A 16,286-nucleotide genomic window follows, 5' to 3' on the forward strand; every position below is an offset into this window, starting at 1 on the left:
CTAGAAAAACACCTTCAAATTCCGAAATAAATGAAGGCGTTTGCCAATTTTCATCCAAATTGCTTCTTCGGTTAGTCCTATGAATAATCCGGGTTAAAGACTATTTTTATAGATATTAATAAATTTGACCATACCTTTGTCTTGCCATGATACATACAATGCCATTACATCAGTTGATAAAATTTCTTTAGAGGAGGAAGTATATTGCTTAATGATACGTCGATTGACATGATGAATAGGCTTGTAGGGACCAATGTGAAGATTAATATGGGTGGTCCTGAATCGCGAACTGGAAGGTTGCTCGCTGTTAAATCAGACTTTCTTGTTGTTGACACTGAAAAAGATGGGGTTATTTACTACCAATTAGCACATGTAAAAGGGGTGTCAATAGATTCCAAAGATGAATATCGGAGAAGATCCAGAAGAGTACGATTCATCAATACGGATTGTTTTAAAGATGTATTGAAAAAATTAGTCCACAAACGGGTAAGACTCAACCGGGGCGGCCCGGAAAGTGTTGAAGGTGTCTTAAATAATGCTTTTAAGCACTACATTGAGGTTACCGGCAATGACAATGTCCTATTTATTTCGATTTACCATCTAAAGAGCATCAGCCATGTATCACACGAACATGGGGGCGGTAAGTCCTCCGGTCATAAAAAAGGATCAGGCAAGAAAAAGAATCAAAAGTCTTCAGGTAACAATAAATCATCTGGAAACGACAAGAAGTCAACAGGAAATAAAAGATCTTCAGGTAAAAACCGTTCATCCCGTAACCGGAAATCATCGAGCGGAAGGAAGTCTTCTTACTACTGGAAATCGAGAGACAGAAAATCTAACCGCAAAAGAAGCGACGTCTGGGAAGCCATTCACTCCGCTCGTGAATCAGGCACCGATAAATATATGCATAATAACCCGTACGGAGATTGCCATGACTCCTGCAAATCAAGGAGGTCACGGCGTTCAAGCAGGGGTTCCAAATGGTCTAATCGCTCTAGACACTCCAGATGGTCCAGCGGTTCAAACCGCTCAAGACATTCAGGACGTTCAAACCGTTCCAATCGTTCACGCCGCAGATCATCTAGAAATTCAAGGCATTCACGAGGGTCTAACAGGTCAAATCGATCCAGAAATCACAACCGCCGTCATTCAGGAAGTTCCAGGCACTCTAGTTCGACGGGTTCACGGCATCTCGGCAGCTACTTTAGAGTCAATAAAATGCAGTAACGCTCATGCAGTAAACATTGATCTTTTAATAAAGGGGGGGTGGAAAAATATTGTTGATGACGCTGTTCATTTTGTTTCAAGGCTGTCTCTTATATGTATTGGTCAGGCCGATTGAAACGCCAGAGAAACCTGTAGTTAAACTTGAAACTAAATCCAGAAAAATAGAAACCACCTCCTTAAAATATGAGGCGAAATCAAATGCTTGATGTTTATCCATTACTCACCATAACTATTTTTCTTATTACAATCTTCATTATGATATGGAACCCTTGGAAAATAAACGAAACGATTCCAACAGCGATCGGAGCATCTTTATTTTTATTATTAGGCATTGTACCGCTGACAAGTATTCTTGAGATCTTCAATATCGTCAGCGGTGCATCTGTTACCATTCTATCAACCATAGTGATGTCTATTGTTTTGGAAAGTGTGGGTTTTTTTCGATGGGTAGCATTTAATCTCGTAAATAGAGCTAAAGGATCTGGTGTAAAGCTATTTGTCTACGTTAACTTACTTTGTTATTTAATGACGATGTTCTTTAATAACGACGGAAGTGTCCTGATAACAACGCCAATTCTAATTAAGACGGTTAATCTGCTGAATTTGAAACCTCATCAGAAGATCCCTTTTTTGTTATCTGGTGCCACTATTGCCACTGCATCAAGCGCGCCGATCGCCATAAGCAATATAGCGAACCTGATTGCCCTTAAAATAGTTGGGTTGGATATAAACGGTTATGTCGCTATGATGTTTATTCCGTCTATGATTGGGATTCTGGTCATAGCTACACTATTATTCTTGTATTTCAAAAAGGACATACCAAAGAGGCTGCCAAATATTGAGTTGGATATGACCAATTATGATAATCCTCATTCATTACCGCACCCATTATCAGGCCGACCCGGCCAAATTCATGTTGATTGGGGGATGTTCAAAATATGTCTCGGGGTGATCGTGATCGTTCGGGGCAGCTATTTTCTGTTAACACCTTTTGGCATACCGATTGAATGGATTGCCATAATAGGTGCACTTGTTTTAATCGGGATTCGCTGGTATAGAAACAGGGCCGGCATCATGGATGTTATTAAGAAAACACCGTGGCATATTCTGCTATTTGCTTTTAGTATGTATATTCTAGTATATGGGCTGCAAAATATCGGTTTAACATCATATTTAGTAGGCTTTCTTGAAGGAATTGTGCAGTCTAGCCGTTTACATGCGGTATTTATAATGGGTGGACTTCTTACCCTGTTATCGAATGTTTTCAATAACTTGCCATCAGTTATGATCGGCACGCTGACTTTAACCAAAATGAATTTAGACCCGCATACTCTTCAAATCGCATATCTTGCAAATATATTAGGGAGCGATATAGGATCACTTCTCACACCCATTGGAACCCTTGCGACTTTGCTTTGGATGTTCATTCTGAAGGAAAACCATATTTTAATGAGCTGGAAGAAATATATTAAGGTAACCATTGTTGTGATACCAATTGGGCTGTTTATAAGTTTAATTAGCCTATACTTTTGGACAAATTGGTTGTTTTAAGTTTTCTTTAAAGGAGGGAGGAACATTTTGGAACATTTTAGGAATTTTATTGGGGAAACAGTCGAAGTTGTAATGAGCGGGAATCATTATATTAATGGTATCTTGATCGATAATGGCCCAGATATCATTGTGATTTATGATGGGGATGATTTTCTGTATATCCCGTTAATTCATATTCAGTTTATTAACTTTAATAATAGTGAAGAATATGACTTTGAAAAGCCTGAGGATGTCCCCATCGGCGATAAGGATGATTCTATATCTCTAAGAAAAGTATTGAATAATGCTAAAGGAATATTTACTGAAGTATTTGTAACAAGCAATCAGTCCATTCACGGGTATGTGACAAGTGTGATGAATGATTACCTTGTTTTTTTCTCGCCAGTATACAAAGAAATATTTATTCCCTTAAACCATATAAAGTGGCTTATGCCCTATAATATAAGCGAACGTCCTTATGCTTTAAACAAAGAAGAATTCCCAATTACCCCTTCTAATATTCCTTTGGCCAGAACGTTTGCACAGCAATGCAAGAAATATATAGGGCAAATCGTTATTTTTGACCTTGGCAACAATCCTAATAAGATTGGCAAATTAGTGAAAGTAGATGACAGCCAAATAGAATTAATTATTGCCCGTAATCAATCCATCTTTACGAATATAAATCATGTCAAAACGGTTCATTTGCCCTAAAAAAAGGGGTCTGACCCCTCGGGGTCAGACCCCTGATAAATGTTTTTTTAAATAATGGTTTCTTTTGTTAATAAAATCAAAGATAAAATCAGGTTCATCGTCAAATCGGTCAATGTCCGAGCTAATATATGGATCCTTTAATACATAAGGCCGTAATTGGTCATGCATTGCCATGATTTTCGGCTTTTGGAAATCAACTGTAAATTGACTGTCCAAAATGTCCGAAAGGATTTTCCGGTATTCTTTTCGAAATGACGGTACATCTAATATCCGTGCGGTTAAGGTATTATAGCCTGTTATTGGCACATAATCATAAGCCATTCTTTTTCCATTAATATCCCGCCCCCAAGTCGCATCATAATCCCAGGGAATGATCTCGAATAATCCTGTGTTATCCCGCCGATACAAGGCGTAGTTATGGATGAATCCGTCAAAATTTTGCGTGCAGACGACACCTGACAACCAGCGCAAATATTTATTGGTGTCGATATAGTTTACTATTTCCTTCTCGAATTCCGAACGGGTTGTTGTATTTATTTTATAGACCAAATCGCTTAAATAATGATGATCCCTTTTGGATCCCAATTTTCTGCTGTAACCAGAATCGAAGGCCCGTTTGGCATCGTTATCAAGGGGACTCATTAAGGAGAAATTGGCATCATCATCTTCAGCATAAAAAATAGAGCCGTTTGGCAAGCGTCTCCTCTTCAGGAATTGGCTATCCACTGATTCAAGCTGTAAATAAACACCCTGGTATTTCCCGTTAATTGTAAGATTGACATGACGGGATTCCGGTGATAAATTTCCAATATCTGAAAAAAAGTCTAATGACAGCTTATTTCTTAATAGTGATTTATCCATCAATTCGGCATTCAAATGGATTTCTTTCACACCCAGGAATGATCGCTGAAAAGTGATATGATATGACTTCTTCTTAAATTTTCTAATATGTGCGCCGCGATAAGCGATATCAATATTATACTGTCTCTTTTCAAAAACGAGCTTGGCTGGAACAGGATCATCACACCAAATATCATCGCGCAATGCTCTGAGATCTCTTGGATTGATCAAAATATTGTAAGAAGGGACAGCCTTTTGATTAGTCATCCAATCTTTCCTTTACGTTTTTAATATTATTGGTATGCGATAACCCTTGGATCTGTCAATTGTTTCAGTGGCAAAGTGTAAGAAAGGCTAGGCCGTGGCATTTAATACTGCGTTAATAATATAATGATTGGCGGCTTCGTTTTTCTTGGCAGCCTGCCGATTTTCAGGGTTGAAGATATCAGAAGGCCCTCCTTTCCATTCGCCGCAAATATCAACACCTTGAACATGTTTTTGTCTGATAATGGCTGTAATCAATGGAACTAAATCAGATAAAATCATATGGCCCTGATCCCAGTTTGTCATAACAATTGATGGGTCGAGGACGTCTTTATCAATGCTGATGTATACATTCTTGGTCTTGATCTGGGTAAGGATCTGTTTGATGTCATTATGTTTCGGATGTTCGTTTGGCATGATTTGCAGGGTGTTCTTTTTACCGGCGGGCAAGGCGGGAAGGTTTGAGGCATCGGGGCCAATAATGATCGTTTGAACCAAATGGGGCAAGTGCAGGATGGCGTGGTAGACCCAGGATCCGCACGATAGCATGGCTGGCGCTGAACTTTCTGTCAGATCGGAATGGTGGTCAATAAGCACTAGTGTGAAGGGTTCTTGAATCCTTGACAGCAAGGCATAGGAGACATAATGATAATTACCGCTGCCGATAAGAGTAATTCCTGTAGGAGAATGGTGTTGAAGCTTTTGTTCAATTTGCTTAAAGGAACTGGATTCACAGAATAGGTTTGTATGGCGGATCTCTTGTAAATCAATCCAATGATGTGGTCGCTCCCGCCACAGTTGTTCTTGGTCAAGATAACAGTTATCAAAATTCAGGAAAGCAATGTCTTCGTGGATTAAGCCCATAAACAAACCATCCTTTCATGATAGCTATTAAATTCTATAACTCTTATTTTATTCTATTATTGGTTAAAAGGGAAAAGAAATAAACTGACAGGGCATTGGGGAAACGGGAACCTAGCTTGAAAAGACGGGCTGGTTATGATAAATTAAATCTAAAATAAATATGCACTGGGGGAGCCGGATATGACGGCTGAGAGTAAGACTTGATAAGTCTTTGACCCTTTAACCTGATCTGGATCATGCCAGCGTAGGGAAAGTCGCGGAAATTTTCGTTTAGCCAAGCGCAAACCTATTCTGGATTTGTGCTTTTTTGTATGTCTATTGATCTTCCATCGGGTCTCTCCTGGAGTAAGGAGGTACAAGTTTGATAGGATCTACCCGCAAGCTGACTTTTTCAGCGTTATTCATCGCTATTGGCACGTTAGCTGGCCATCTTATTTATATCCCGATCGGTGTGTCCAAAGTTTTCCCTGTTCAGCATACGATCAACGTGTTGTCTGCGGTTTTTCTCGGACCCGGTTATGGTGTATTTAACGCGTTTGCCATTTCCCTTTTACGCAATCTCTTTGGAACAGGATCATTGCTTGCCTTTCCCGGGAGCATGATCGGGGCGTTGTTGGCCGGTTATTTATTTAAGTTAACAAAAAGGAAGCTTTTCGCTGTCTTTGGTGAAGTTTTCGGTACCGGCATCATTGGCGCGTTAGTGTCTTTTCCAATCGCTAACCTGTTCTTGGGGCAAAATGTGGCTGCCTTTTTCTTTATTGTTCCGTTCCTGATGAGTACAGTATGCGGAAGTATTATAGCCTACATTATTGTGATCTTGTTAGAAAAAAACCGTGCTATAACTAAATATCTTCCAATGAGGTGATTAATGTGATGAAGACAGCTTTAACAATTGCCGGATCAGATTCCAGCGGTGGTGCCGGTATTCAGGCAGACTTAAAGACCTTTTCGGCACATGGTGTGTTCGGCATGAGTGTGATCGCTTCTGTCACTGCACAAAATACACAGGGTGTGACAGCAGTTGAAGACATGTCACCGAAAATAATTGATGCACAGCTTGACGCTATATTTACGGATATAAAGGTTGATGCCGTCAAAATTGGTATGGTGTCAAATTCTGATGCAATCAAGGTCATTGCTGATAAGCTGAAAAGCTATCGGCCAAGACATGTTGTTCTTGACCCGGTGATGGTATCAAAGAGCGGATATGATTTATTACAGCCCGACGCAAAGCAAACACTTATAAGTGATTTAATTCCTTTAGCGGGTGTGGTTACCCCTAACCTTAGGGAAGCCGCAGTGTTGACTGATATGCGAATCGAGGGTATCGAAGGGATGGAAAGAGCGGCCAAGGCTATTTATCACATGGGTTCTGCCAGTGTTCTTGTAAAAGGCGGGCATCTTAAGGAGGAACCTGTTGATATCCTTTATGATGGCAGCAAGCTTCATCATTACAAAGGTGAGCGAATCCATACGAAAAATACCCATGGTACAGGATGTACCTTATCTTCGGCTATTGCAAGCAATTTGGCAAAAGGCCTGACTTTGGACGAAGCGATTATGGAAGCAAAAAGGTATATTCATGGTGCTATTAAGAACAGCTTTTCTCTTGGCGGCGGTGTTGGCCCCACTAATCATTTCTACCAGTGGTTTGGCGAAAGGGTGTGAAACAAAATGACGTCCATTAAGAACATGGCGGTGAGCTTTCAAAAAATTAATGATCAGCCGCCTCTGGTTCATCATATAACAAACGTCGTAACGGTAAATGACTGTGCTAATGTCACTCTGGCACTTGGCGGCCGTCCCGTGATGGCGGACAGTCCGGAAGAAGCCGGTGAGATGGTATCGATGGCTTCATCATTAGTGATAAATATCGGCACATTACATGCGAATTCCAGCAAGGCTATGATCAATGCAGGGCTTAAAGCAAATGAGCGCGGCATCCCGATTATTTTTGATCCCGTAGGTGTCGGAGCGACAGAATACCGAAAAAAGACGGCTGACTATTTATTGAAGAAGCTTCGCTGTTCGGTCATTTGCGGCAACATGTCTGAAATGATGGCTATTGCTGGAGAAAAGACGCAAGCACGCGGAGTTGATTCGGGCGACAGCATGGCCTCAGCAAAGAAGCTTGCTTCCGGTCTCGCAGCCAAGCTTGGGGCAACGATTGCCATAACCGGTCCTAGGGACGTTGTTTCGGATGGCGAAAGGACGGTAAGCGTGGCAAATGGTCACCCAATGCTTGCAAATGTTACAGGGACAGGATGTATGACGAATTCACTGATCGGTGTTTTTGCAGGCTCTGGAAACAGTCCGTTTGACGCCGCTGTTGCCGGGATAGCTGCAATGGGACTAGCTGGGGAAAAAGCTTATCAGGCACTATGTGAAGGTGAGGGTGTCGGCACGTTCAAGGTCCGGCTGTTTGACGCCTTATCTACATTAACACCCGAAGAATGGCAAAAAGGGGTGCAGATTTATTGAGCAATAATATAGATTATTCTTTATACCTGGTAACAGAAGCATACAGAGAAGGCTATCGCAGTGAATATCTCAAGAAAGTTAGACAAGCTTTGCAGGGCGGCGTCAATGTCCTGCAATTCAGAGAAAAAAATGCTTCTTCACTTAGGCAGTTTGAACTGGCCAAAGCTTTAAAAGACATGTCACAATCCTTTCATGTTCCGTTCATTATAAATGACAGAGTTGACATTGCCCTTGCAGTCAATGCCGATGGTGTCCATGTTGGCCAGGAGGATTTACCTGCTGAAGATGTTCGAAGGCTAATTGGACCGGATAAACTTCTGGGGGTGTCCGCTGCGACAGTGGAAGAAGCAGTGAAGGCCGAAAGGGATGGTGCAGATTACCTCGGAGTCGGATCAGTTTTCCAAACGGGTTCCAAAGGGGATGCAACGCTGATCGAAATGGATGAAATTGCCCGGATTCGGCAAGAGGTCACGATTCCGATCGTTGCGATAGGCGGAATAAATGCAGAAAATGTTAAGCGTTTACCTGAGCGGCATGCAGATGGCATTGCCGTTATCTCAGCGATTCTGTCAGCCGCCGATCCTAAGGGCGCTGCAGAACAATTGAAGGAACAATTTCTTTCAAAAAAACATAAATAGAAAAAAAGCCGGCATTTCGCCGGCTATTTATATCGTTACAGTTTGCTTTTCTTTTTCAACAATATCAATATGCTGAAACGATGTGACATCGAACAGACCTTTGTCAGTCAGTTTAATTTCGGGGATGACTGGCAGGCATAAAAAGGACAGCGTAAGAAAGGGATTAAAAGCAGAAGACGCTCCTACTTCCGTTAAGGCATGATGGATATCTCTTAGTTTTTCGTTAACGGCTAAATTTGGCTGATCGGATATCAGGCCAGCGATCGGCAATGGAAGGCAAGCGATAACTCGGCCATCTTTTACGACCACCATTCCGCCATTGATCTTTTTGATTTCCTCAATAGCGATTAGCATATCTTCATCACTCATCCCTGCAACGACGAGATTGTGGGAATCGTGGGCTACCGTCGTTGCCATCGCACCCGATGTGATGTGCAAACCTTTAACAATACCAAGTCCGATATTTCCTGTTCCCTTATGCCTTTCAATCACAGTCATTTTCAGCAAATCTATCTCAGCTGACGGCGTGAAGCTGCCGTCAATTGTTGGCACATCATCAATAACATGATTGGTTACAAGGCTGTTTGGCACAATTTCAATAATATGCGCTTTTGTGTCATCACCCAATGTGATATTCAGATCATTTGCTGTAACATCTGGAATATTAATCGTTCCGCTTACCGCAGTTATGTCAGCCTGGTGTGCCTGGGATTCTGAAATTAAAGCACCATTTTCAGAAACTAATCGCCCCTTTTGATAGACAGACTTAATTTGAAATGTGTTCAAGTCATCTAAAACGAGAAAATTAGCTTCATAACCGGGAGCTATGGCCCCTTTATTCTTAAGATGATAGCATTCCGCAGCATTCAATGAGGCCATCTGAATGGCAGTGACGGGATCCAACCCCAATTTTACGGCCATTCTGATGTTATGGTCCACACTGCCTTCTTCAATTAAATCATCCGTATGTTTGTCATCCGTGCAAAATAGAAACCGGCGGGCGTTCCGGTCATTTACGAGGCCGATTAAAGCCCTTAAATCTTTCGGTACCGACCCTTCGCGAATCATCACATACATACCCCGAGAAAGGCGATCCTTTGCCTCATTAATAGAGACACACTCGTGGTCTGTCTGGATGCCGGCTGCTTTATACACGTTAATGGCATCCGCATCTAAGCCAGCCGCATGACCGTCAACTCGAGTGGAATGTTTAAATGTGACTAATAGCTTTTCCAGTATTTGGTCGCTTGCGTTCATAACTGCGGGATAATCCATGACTTCCGCCAAACCAAGAACGTTCTTGTGGTGATAAAATGGCTCAAGATCTTCAGCATCTAATCTTGCGCCATTGTTCTCATAGGCTGTTGCCGGAACAGAGGAAGGCAGCATAGTATAGATATCCATGCCGCAATCTACCGCATCATCAAGCATATAACGGATGCCGCCCTCGCCCGCCACGTTGGCAATCTCATGGGGATCAGTCACCGCGGTTGTTACCCCATGAGGGATCAATACTTTGGCAAATTCCTTGGGTGTTAACATGGATGATTCGATATGAACATGGCCATCAATAAGAGCAGGAGAAATGATCTTTCCTTTTGCATCGATTGTTTTTAAGCCTTCATAATTTCCGATCCCGACAATATAGCCATCAGTTACTGCAATATCAGCTTCCATCATGCCGCCGTTAAAAACATCAACAATTTTTCCATTTTTTATAACGAGATCAGCTTTTTTCTTCTTTCCTGCCACAGCAATTCTTCTTTTCATCCGATCTTTTGTAATCGCCATCAGTCATCACCCCTATAAATATATAAAAAACCCCGGAGAAATCGCGCCGGGGTTTGCATAGGAGGTCATTAGCCGTGTGCCTTTAAAAAATACCAACAGCTAATATTACCTCGTAGTCAAACCCTTTTACGGCGGTTTGGTAGAAACTTTTGGACCATATTTCCCAAGATTATACGAGAAAACTCTATATAATATTTTTGACCATTATAGTCCCCGGCAGAAGGGAAGTCAACCGTAGGAATTGCGGCAATTTTTATATAATCTTGAAGATGATTGTCGATTAAAAGTTCTAACTTTTGGGAGCGGGTCATAGATTGTAATAGCTGATTAAATTCAGTTATGAAGGGAGGATACAGGTTTAGTATAATTGAAATTGTAACATTTATTTTAATAATGTTGAAAAATGAAAGAATAATTAGAAAAATATAACTTTACTAAATTTGTATCAGCGTTATAATTAAAAAAGAGGCTATCCAAGGGGGGAATTATTTTGTTTTCCAAGGGTGAAAAAGTGGTTTATGATGGCAACCAGTATATTTTGCTGTGGATTTATGAAAATGAACAATGTGAAATCCAAAAGGAAGACGATATTCACAAGATTGAGCTCACCGACCTGTCGAAACTTAACCATCCGGAATTAGCGGTGTTACATGGATAGGGCGGGTGGTCACGAGGTCCCCTTGCCACCCCGTAGTTTAAGATATTTATTAATATGTTAAAAAGCCGGCGCCCCATTTCGATGGATTGCCGGCTTTTTCGCTTTGGTATATTATTTTTCTGTCAAAGAGAGGAATTCCCGGGCATCCTTTACGCAATAGCCAATTGCAGATCTCCAGAAATCCGGTTGTGTTAAATCGACATCCAAATGTTTTTTGGCAAGATCCTCAACGGTCATGCTGCCTGTATCTCTAAGCAAAGCATCATATTTCTTAGCGAATGATGGGCCTTCTTCTAATGCTTTCACGTATATTCCGGTGCTGAACAGGTAGCCAAATGTGTATGGGAAATTGTAGAATGGCACATCAGTAATATAGAAGTGCAATTTAGACTGCCAGAAAGCGGGATGGTACGTATCGAGAGCATCGCAGTATGCTTCCTTTTGCGCTTCAAGCATGATTTCATCCAACCGGTCGCTAGTGACCAAACCTTTCTTACGCTCTTCATAAAATCGTGTTTCAAATAAGAATCGTGCATGGATGTTCATGAAAAAGGCAATGCTGCGCTGCACTTTGTCTTCGAGAAAAGCGAGGTGCTCTTCCGTTGTTGCGGCAGAGGACTTAGCAGCATCGCTGACAATCATTTCGGCGAAAGTTGATGCTGTTTCAGCAACGTTCATTGCATAATGTTGAGCCATATTTGGCAAATCATTCATAACATGCTGATGATAGGCATGACCAAGCTCATGCGCGAGAGTTGATGTATTATCCGGTGTTCCGCTGAATGTCATGAAAATCCGTGACTCTTCTGCGATAGGAAAGCTTGTGCAAAATCCGCCTGGACGCTTTCCAAATCGGTCTTCCGCTTCAATCCAACGATTTTCAATAGCATGGGCCGCAAACTCAGCCATTTGCGGGTTGAACTTCTTGAAATGGTCGATAATAAATTCGCAAGACTCTTCATAAGTCACCTTTGTGCTGGCAGATTCCAGGGGTGCTTCAACATCAAACCATGAGAGTTTTTCCAAGCCAAGCAATTCAGCTTTACGTTCCAAAAACTTGACGAAGGTTGGTTTGCAGCTTGTAATGACATCCCACATCACGGCTAAGGTTTCATCAGTCATCCTGTTATAAGCCAATGGCTCCTTTAAAACTTTGTCCCAGCTGCGTTGTTGGTAAAGATTCAATCTGAATCCTGATAAGTGGTTGAGTGCACTTGAACAGAAATCCGATTGATTATGCCAGGCCGTCTCCCATGCAGCAAAGGCGGATTTACGTACGTTGCGGTCGCTGTCGGTTAACAAATTATCAAGCTGCCCTACGGAAAGATTCGATTCACCTTTTTCAGGATGGGTAAAAGGGATCGACATATTGCCGACAATGGTGTCGTAGAGTTCGCCCCAGCCGTGGTAGCCATCGATGGAAAGGGCGTTTACGAGCTGTTCTTGTTCAGCAGAAAGCTTTTCTTTGGCCTTGTCCCGGCTCTCATTAAGAGGGAACTGAATGTTTTTAAGTTCGTCATCCTTTAACAGCTCTTCCCAGACGGCCTGTGGTATATTGTCCATTTGATTATCTAATAATGTTGAACATGATTCGAATTGTGCTCCGAGTGTTTGTATCGTGCCATTAAGCGTCTTGGCATGTTGATCTTTAACGTCTTGAGCGTTCAGGCAGCCGATATAAGCTCCAGCTTCAACGATTCTTTTTGAAAAGTCCTGGATTTTATGTATATTTTCTTTCCAGTTAAGCGCTTCATCAATGGTCTGCGGTGCGGATGTCTTTTTTAGATGCTGCCAATACCCCTGTAAGTCGGATTCCAAATCAACCAAGAAACGATCCAGGCTTTCAGACTCGCTGCCGCCTTTAAAGACCACATCTAAATCCCAAGTTTGATTTAAAACCTTCTCCATGCTTCCAACCCCTTTTAAAATATTTAGAAATATTTAACTGCCACCTTATTTTAACATAAAAAGACCCCTCTTAATGTTAAAAAGAGGGTTAAAAGAGTTATTTTACTGTAAAATTCAGAGAGGCTTGCGGTCCGTCCTCTTTTGCTGTAAGCCAAAAGGTTATTTTGTATTTGCCAGGGGATAAGTCAGAAACCTTTGAGGTGAAATCCGCTTCTTCGGCTTGTTTTAATTTAAGGTCTCCCAAAACTTGTGTGAACATGCGGTCTTTAGAGTATTGTTTGACAAGTTCGCCATCAGTTGTCTCAATTTTGTAGTCATACCTTTGAGATGTTGTGAAATGATAAGTCACGACGCGCTCGGTTTGGTTTTTTAATTTAAAATGGAAAATGGCAGTGCCGTTTTTTTGTTCGTATGTCAGTGTAGGCTCGACACTCCCTGCAGCAATACCTCCGGTCACTGGTGTATCCTCCTTTACATGTTTATCACTGGTTTCAGAATGGTTGGCGTTTGTACATCCTGCTGTTATGATAGATAGGAGACAAAATATCAGGATCATTCTAAGGAGTTTCATGAGTATTGTCCTCTCTATATCGTCGGTTCCAACTTTTTCTTTAGTATAAATCAAAATGTGAGTATTTAAAGATTCAAATGCAAATTTGATCCATCCGTCATAGACAAGATAGGTCTTATGTCGTCTATAGAAATAAAAGAATGAGGTAAATGTTATGATTAAAGTTCTCTTTGTATGTTTGGGTAATATCTGCCGCTCGCCAATGGCCGAGGCGGTTTTTCGCAATAAAGTAGAAAAGGCCGGTTTGAACAATCGCATCGTTATTGATTCAGCGGGCACGGGTGACTGGCATGTCGGCCAGCCGCCTCATGAGGGGACTCGTCAAAAGCTGGACGATAACGGTATATCATACCAGGGGATGGAGGGCCGGCAGTTGACTGGGAGTGACCTTCACGATTTCGATTATATTATCGCAATGGATGAAAGCAATGAAGAAAATATTAAGCGATTGGCCGAACGGGAAAATAAGGCGAACATTGTTAGATTTATGAGTTTGGTTGGTGATCAGCCGACACGTAATGTTCCTGATCCTTTTTTTACAGGCAATTTTGATGAAGTTTATAATCTGATTGAAAAGGGAAGCGACGCTTTGCTTGAAAAGATTCTTTTAGAAGAGGGAGGAGATTAACATGAAGCTGCTGGGAATTGAACCGACACCGAGTCCGCATACGATGAAGCTGATATTGAATGATACGTTGCCGATGGGCAAAAATTACAACTATACAAAAGAAAAAGCTGATGGCGCACCAGACCTGATTAAGGAACTTCTTAATATTGAAGGGGTTAAAGGGATGTATCATGTTGCCGATTTCATCGCATTAGAACGTCATCCCAAATCTGATTGGGAAACCGTGTTGTCAAAGGTCAGGTCGGTTATGGGCGCGGGTGAGGAATCAGCACAAAATACCGAGAATCAGGTGCTTAATGAAGGTTACGGGGAAACTAGGGTTTTCATTCAAATGTTTCGCCAAATACCAATGCAAGTTAAGCTCGAAGTTGATGGCGAGGAAAAACGAGTCGGCCTGCCAGAGCGGTTTATGAATGCCATAATGGAGGCGCAAAGTGCATCGGATAACATGATCATGGAGCGGAAGTGGGTTGAACAATCTCCAAGATACGGTGAAGCCCGTGATATTGAAATGGATGTGGCGGAGGAAATTTCTGCAGCATATGACGAAGATCGGTTGAATGAGCTGGTTAAGCAGGCTTTTTCAAAAGAGAAGGTTTATGAAGAATCAGCCCCATTTAAAAAAGTCACAATTGATATGCTAGATGACCCTGACTGGCGCAAACGGTATGCCGCCTTGGATCGAATGGATCCGTCGCTAGGGGATTTACCTGTATTAGAAAAAGCCCTTCATGATGAAAAAGTGGCGATCCGCCGGCTCGCGGTTGTTTATTTGGGTATGCTTGAGGATCCTAAAGTGCTTCCTCATTTATATGAAGGTTTGCATGATCGAACAGTCACGGTAAGGAGAACGGCCGGCGACTGCCTGTCAGACCTTGGGGATCCAAGCGCCGTCCCAGAAATGATAAAGGCTCTTAAAGATTCAAGTCGAATTGTCAGGTGGCGTGCAGCCATGTTTTTATATGAAGTCGGGAATGAAACCGCTGTACCAGCTTTAAAAGAAGCTGAGAATGATCCCGAATTTGAGGTAGCCATGCAGATTAAAATGGCGCTCTCCAGAATAGAAGGCGGGGAAGACGCCAAGGGTTCTGTTTGGCGGCAAATGACTGAAAGCCGTAAATAAAAAAATATAATAAATTTGAATAAATGATCTAAAAGCGGGCAATATAATTATTGAAGAAGAAAGAAGTGCTTTAGGAAAAACGGATATTTTAGGGAGATGGTTCGTTTGGATAATTCAGTTATCAAAGAACAAAACCTTTGAAAGAGGGTGTCTCCGAAAGAAAAATAACCGAATGACCCAGAGAAACTAATATTTCTTCTTCAGGAGGGCTTTATCCATGCGATAAAGCCCTCTTTCCTTTTTAGGGGTCTGCCCCCTCATAAAAAAGCATAAGATAAAAATAGTGGACAAAATTGTTTAGCGGCACCCCCGCTGTATTTAGCGCTGATTAACACTATTTAGTAATCATGTGTATGGCAACTCTAATCATATTCGAGCGCAATTCTGAACAAAATAGTACCGTAATCCGTTTTTAGCGGTTACATTTTGATTTAAGGGGGTGACCACATGAGTGCGTATCAAAAGAGTAAATTAGGAAAATTCATGCTGATTGGCGGTATCGTGGGCGCAGCAGTTTCACTTTTTGACAGGGGAACCCGCGCTTGTATTAAAAACGGAATGGGTGCGGCTAAGACAAATGGCGGAAAATTTGTATACTCTGTTCGAAATAATCCGGAGCAGGTTTCAAATTATTTTAAAACAGCCGCAAATAACCTTAAAATGGCGGCCAAAGAAGTTTCACAAGATATGAAGGAAATGGCAGAAAAGGTGAACAGTGCGAAGAACAGTACGACAGATGCCTATCGATATGCCGTTGAGGCAGGGGATGAAATATCACAGATTTCCCATAAGATCCGCAATTCGGGTCAGAGCATGATGAAGATCGATACAAGCAAGGCCGCCACTTCATCAGCTACACTGCCTTCAGCAACATCATATACAACTGAAGCATCGCAGGAACTGGCCGATTCACCGCCGACTTCTTTTGAGGCAACAACATGGGTGACACCGGAAGAAACCGAGAGCATAACATCTTTATCAACACCCGAGGAAACCATAACAACTTTATCGGTAGAAGAGGATAGACCGAACCTATAAAGTTTGAGTTA

The 16,286-nt window shown here is 41.8% G+C and carries 16 protein-coding genes and 2 riboswitches; of the genes, 11 read left to right on the top strand and 5 right to left on the bottom strand.

From position 1 onward, the window contains the following. Positions 1-616 precede the first annotated feature (616 nt). The 3 genes from EV207_RS14795 to EV207_RS14805 all read left to right on the top strand — a co-directional run bounded on the left by EV207_RS14795 (position 617) and on the right by EV207_RS14805 (position 3,471). A complete protein-coding gene (locus EV207_RS14795) occupies positions 617-1,342 on the top strand; it encodes a hypothetical protein (RefSeq protein ID WP_132746934.1) in 726 nt (241 codons plus the stop codon). A gap of 83 nt (positions 1,343-1,425) precedes the next feature. After that, positions 1,426-2,778 carry an arsenic transporter gene (locus EV207_RS14800; protein ID WP_132746935.1) on the top strand — a complete coding sequence of 451 codons (1,353 nt, stop codon included), beginning with the start codon at positions 1,426-1,428 and terminating at the stop codon, positions 2,776-2,778. Positions 2,779-2,805: 27 nt separating this feature from the next. Further along, positions 2,806-3,471, top strand: coding sequence for a DUF2642 domain-containing protein (locus tag EV207_RS14805; protein ID WP_132746936.1), 666 nt, complete (start codon positions 2,806-2,808; stop codon positions 3,469-3,471). Between the two features lie 24 nt (positions 3,472-3,495). Here the strand turns inward: EV207_RS14805 and EV207_RS14810 are convergent, their stop codons facing one another. Both EV207_RS14810 and EV207_RS14815 read right to left on the bottom strand, forming a co-directional pair. Then, on the bottom strand, positions 3,496-4,578 hold the full coding sequence (locus EV207_RS14810; RefSeq protein WP_132746937.1) for a CotH kinase family protein: 1,083 nt from the start codon (positions 4,576-4,578) through the stop codon (positions 3,496-3,498). An 87-nt stretch (positions 4,579-4,665) separates the two neighbouring features. After that, positions 4,666-5,439, bottom strand: coding sequence for an arginase family protein (locus EV207_RS14815; protein ID WP_132746938.1), 774 nt, complete (start codon positions 5,437-5,439; stop codon positions 4,666-4,668). 157 nt (positions 5,440-5,596) lie between these two features. Continuing rightward, a riboswitch (TPP riboswitch) is annotated at positions 5,597-5,708 on the top strand. Positions 5,709-5,800: 92 nt separating this feature from the next. On the opposite strand from EV207_RS14815, the gene thiW reads away from it, so the two are divergent. From thiW to thiE, 4 genes are read left to right on the top strand one after another with little or no spacing between them, the layout of a single operon-like run. Beyond that, positions 5,801-6,304 carry an energy coupling factor transporter S component ThiW gene (gene thiW / locus EV207_RS14820; protein WP_341539807.1) on the top strand — a complete coding sequence of 168 codons (504 nt, stop codon included), beginning with the start codon at positions 5,801-5,803 and terminating at the stop codon, positions 6,302-6,304. An 8-nt stretch (positions 6,305-6,312) separates the two neighbouring features. Then, positions 6,313-7,107 (top strand): bifunctional hydroxymethylpyrimidine kinase/phosphomethylpyrimidine kinase, encoded by a 795-nt coding sequence (thiD, locus tag EV207_RS14825; protein ID WP_132746992.1) that lies wholly within the window; start codon positions 6,313-6,315, stop codon positions 7,105-7,107. Positions 7,108-7,113: 6 nt separating this feature from the next. Beyond that, the gene (gene thiM / locus EV207_RS14830; protein ID WP_132746939.1) at positions 7,114-7,920 is read left to right on the top strand and encodes a hydroxyethylthiazole kinase; all 807 of its coding nucleotides are present in this window, start codon (positions 7,114-7,116) and stop codon (positions 7,918-7,920) included. Continuing rightward, on the top strand, positions 7,917-8,558 hold the full coding sequence (gene thiE, locus EV207_RS14835; protein WP_243647096.1) for a thiamine phosphate synthase: 642 nt from the start codon (positions 7,917-7,919) through the stop codon (positions 8,556-8,558). Before thiM ends, thiE begins: the two co-directional genes overlap by 4 nt. 27 nt (positions 8,559-8,585) lie before the next feature. On the opposite strand, the gene ade is transcribed toward thiE, so the two are convergent. Then, on the bottom strand, positions 8,586-10,349 hold the full coding sequence (gene ade, locus EV207_RS14840) for an adenine deaminase (protein ID WP_132746941.1): 1,764 nt from the start codon (positions 10,347-10,349) through the stop codon (positions 8,586-8,588). Between the two features lie 93 nt (positions 10,350-10,442). Then, positions 10,443-10,546, bottom strand: a riboswitch (purine riboswitch). Positions 10,547-10,839: 293 nt separating this feature from the next. Between ade and EV207_RS23130 the strand changes: the two genes are divergently transcribed. After that, positions 10,840-11,007, top strand: a complete 168-nt coding sequence (locus EV207_RS23130) for a hypothetical protein (protein WP_165886963.1) — start codon at positions 10,840-10,842, stop codon at positions 11,005-11,007. Between the two features lie 111 nt (positions 11,008-11,118). Here the strand turns inward: EV207_RS23130 and EV207_RS14845 are convergent, their stop codons facing one another. Both EV207_RS14845 and EV207_RS23135 read right to left on the bottom strand, forming a co-directional pair. Next, positions 11,119-12,915: a M3 family oligoendopeptidase gene (locus EV207_RS14845; protein ID WP_132746942.1), complete on the bottom strand. Its 1,797-nt coding sequence runs from the start codon at positions 12,913-12,915 to the stop codon at positions 11,119-11,121. Between the two features lie 97 nt (positions 12,916-13,012). Next, the gene (locus EV207_RS23135) at positions 13,013-13,486 is read right to left on the bottom strand and encodes a BsuPI-related putative proteinase inhibitor (protein ID WP_165886964.1); all 474 of its coding nucleotides are present in this window, start codon (positions 13,484-13,486) and stop codon (positions 13,013-13,015) included. 154 nt (positions 13,487-13,640) lie between these two features. Between EV207_RS23135 and EV207_RS14855 the strand changes: the two genes are divergently transcribed. The 3 genes from EV207_RS14855 (at position 13,641) to EV207_RS14865 (ending at position 16,275) form a co-directional block, all read left to right on the top strand. Then, positions 13,641-14,114 carry a low molecular weight protein-tyrosine-phosphatase gene (locus tag EV207_RS14855; protein ID WP_132746944.1) on the top strand — a complete coding sequence of 158 codons (474 nt, stop codon included), beginning with the start codon at positions 13,641-13,643 and terminating at the stop codon, positions 14,112-14,114. A gap of 1 nt (position 14,115) precedes the next feature. Beyond that, complete coding sequence (locus EV207_RS14860) at positions 14,116-15,237, top strand: conserved virulence factor C family protein (RefSeq protein ID WP_132746945.1); 1,122 nt, start codon at positions 14,116-14,118, stop codon at positions 15,235-15,237. A 447-nt stretch (positions 15,238-15,684) separates the two neighbouring features. Continuing rightward, on the top strand, positions 15,685-16,275 hold the full coding sequence (locus EV207_RS14865; protein WP_132746946.1) for a YtxH domain-containing protein: 591 nt from the start codon (positions 15,685-15,687) through the stop codon (positions 16,273-16,275). Positions 16,276-16,286 lie beyond the last annotated feature (11 nt).

Source organism: Scopulibacillus darangshiensis, assembly GCF_004341035.1.
GTDB lineage: Bacteria > Bacillota > Bacilli > Bacillales > Sporolactobacillaceae > Scopulibacillus > Scopulibacillus darangshiensis.

Excerpts from the sequence above, each read along its gene's own strand:
- ade (WP_132746941.1), bottom strand. The coding sequence starts at position 10,349 with ATGGCGATTACAAAAGATCGGATGAAAAGAAGAATTGCTGTGGCAGGA.
- EV207_RS14815 (WP_132746938.1), bottom strand. The coding sequence starts at position 5,439 with ATGGGCTTAATCCACGAAGACATTGCTTTCCTGAATTTTGATAACTGT.
- EV207_RS14810 (WP_132746937.1), bottom strand. The coding sequence starts at position 4,578 with ATGACTAATCAAAAGGCTGTCCCTTCTTACAATATTTTGATCAATCCA.
- thiM (WP_132746939.1), top strand. The coding sequence starts at position 7,114 with ATGACGTCCATTAAGAACATGGCGGTGAGCTTTCAAAAAATTAATGAT.
- EV207_RS14800 (WP_132746935.1), top strand. The coding sequence starts at position 1,426 with ATGCTTGATGTTTATCCATTACTCACCATAACTATTTTTCTTATTACA.
- EV207_RS14795 (WP_132746934.1), top strand. The coding sequence starts at position 617 with ATGTATCACACGAACATGGGGGCGGTAAGTCCTCCGGTCATAAAAAAG.
- EV207_RS14865 (WP_132746946.1), top strand. The coding sequence starts at position 15,685 with ATGAGTGCGTATCAAAAGAGTAAATTAGGAAAATTCATGCTGATTGGC.
- EV207_RS23135 (WP_165886964.1), bottom strand. The coding sequence starts at position 13,486 with ATGAAACTCCTTAGAATGATCCTGATATTTTGTCTCCTATCTATCATA.
- EV207_RS14845 (WP_132746942.1), bottom strand. The coding sequence starts at position 12,915 with ATGGAGAAGGTTTTAAATCAAACTTGGGATTTAGATGTGGTCTTTAAA.
- EV207_RS14860 (WP_132746945.1), top strand. The coding sequence starts at position 14,116 with ATGAAGCTGCTGGGAATTGAACCGACACCGAGTCCGCATACGATGAAG.
- thiD (WP_132746992.1), top strand. The coding sequence starts at position 6,313 with ATGAAGACAGCTTTAACAATTGCCGGATCAGATTCCAGCGGTGGTGCC.
- EV207_RS14855 (WP_132746944.1), top strand. The coding sequence starts at position 13,641 with ATGATTAAAGTTCTCTTTGTATGTTTGGGTAATATCTGCCGCTCGCCA.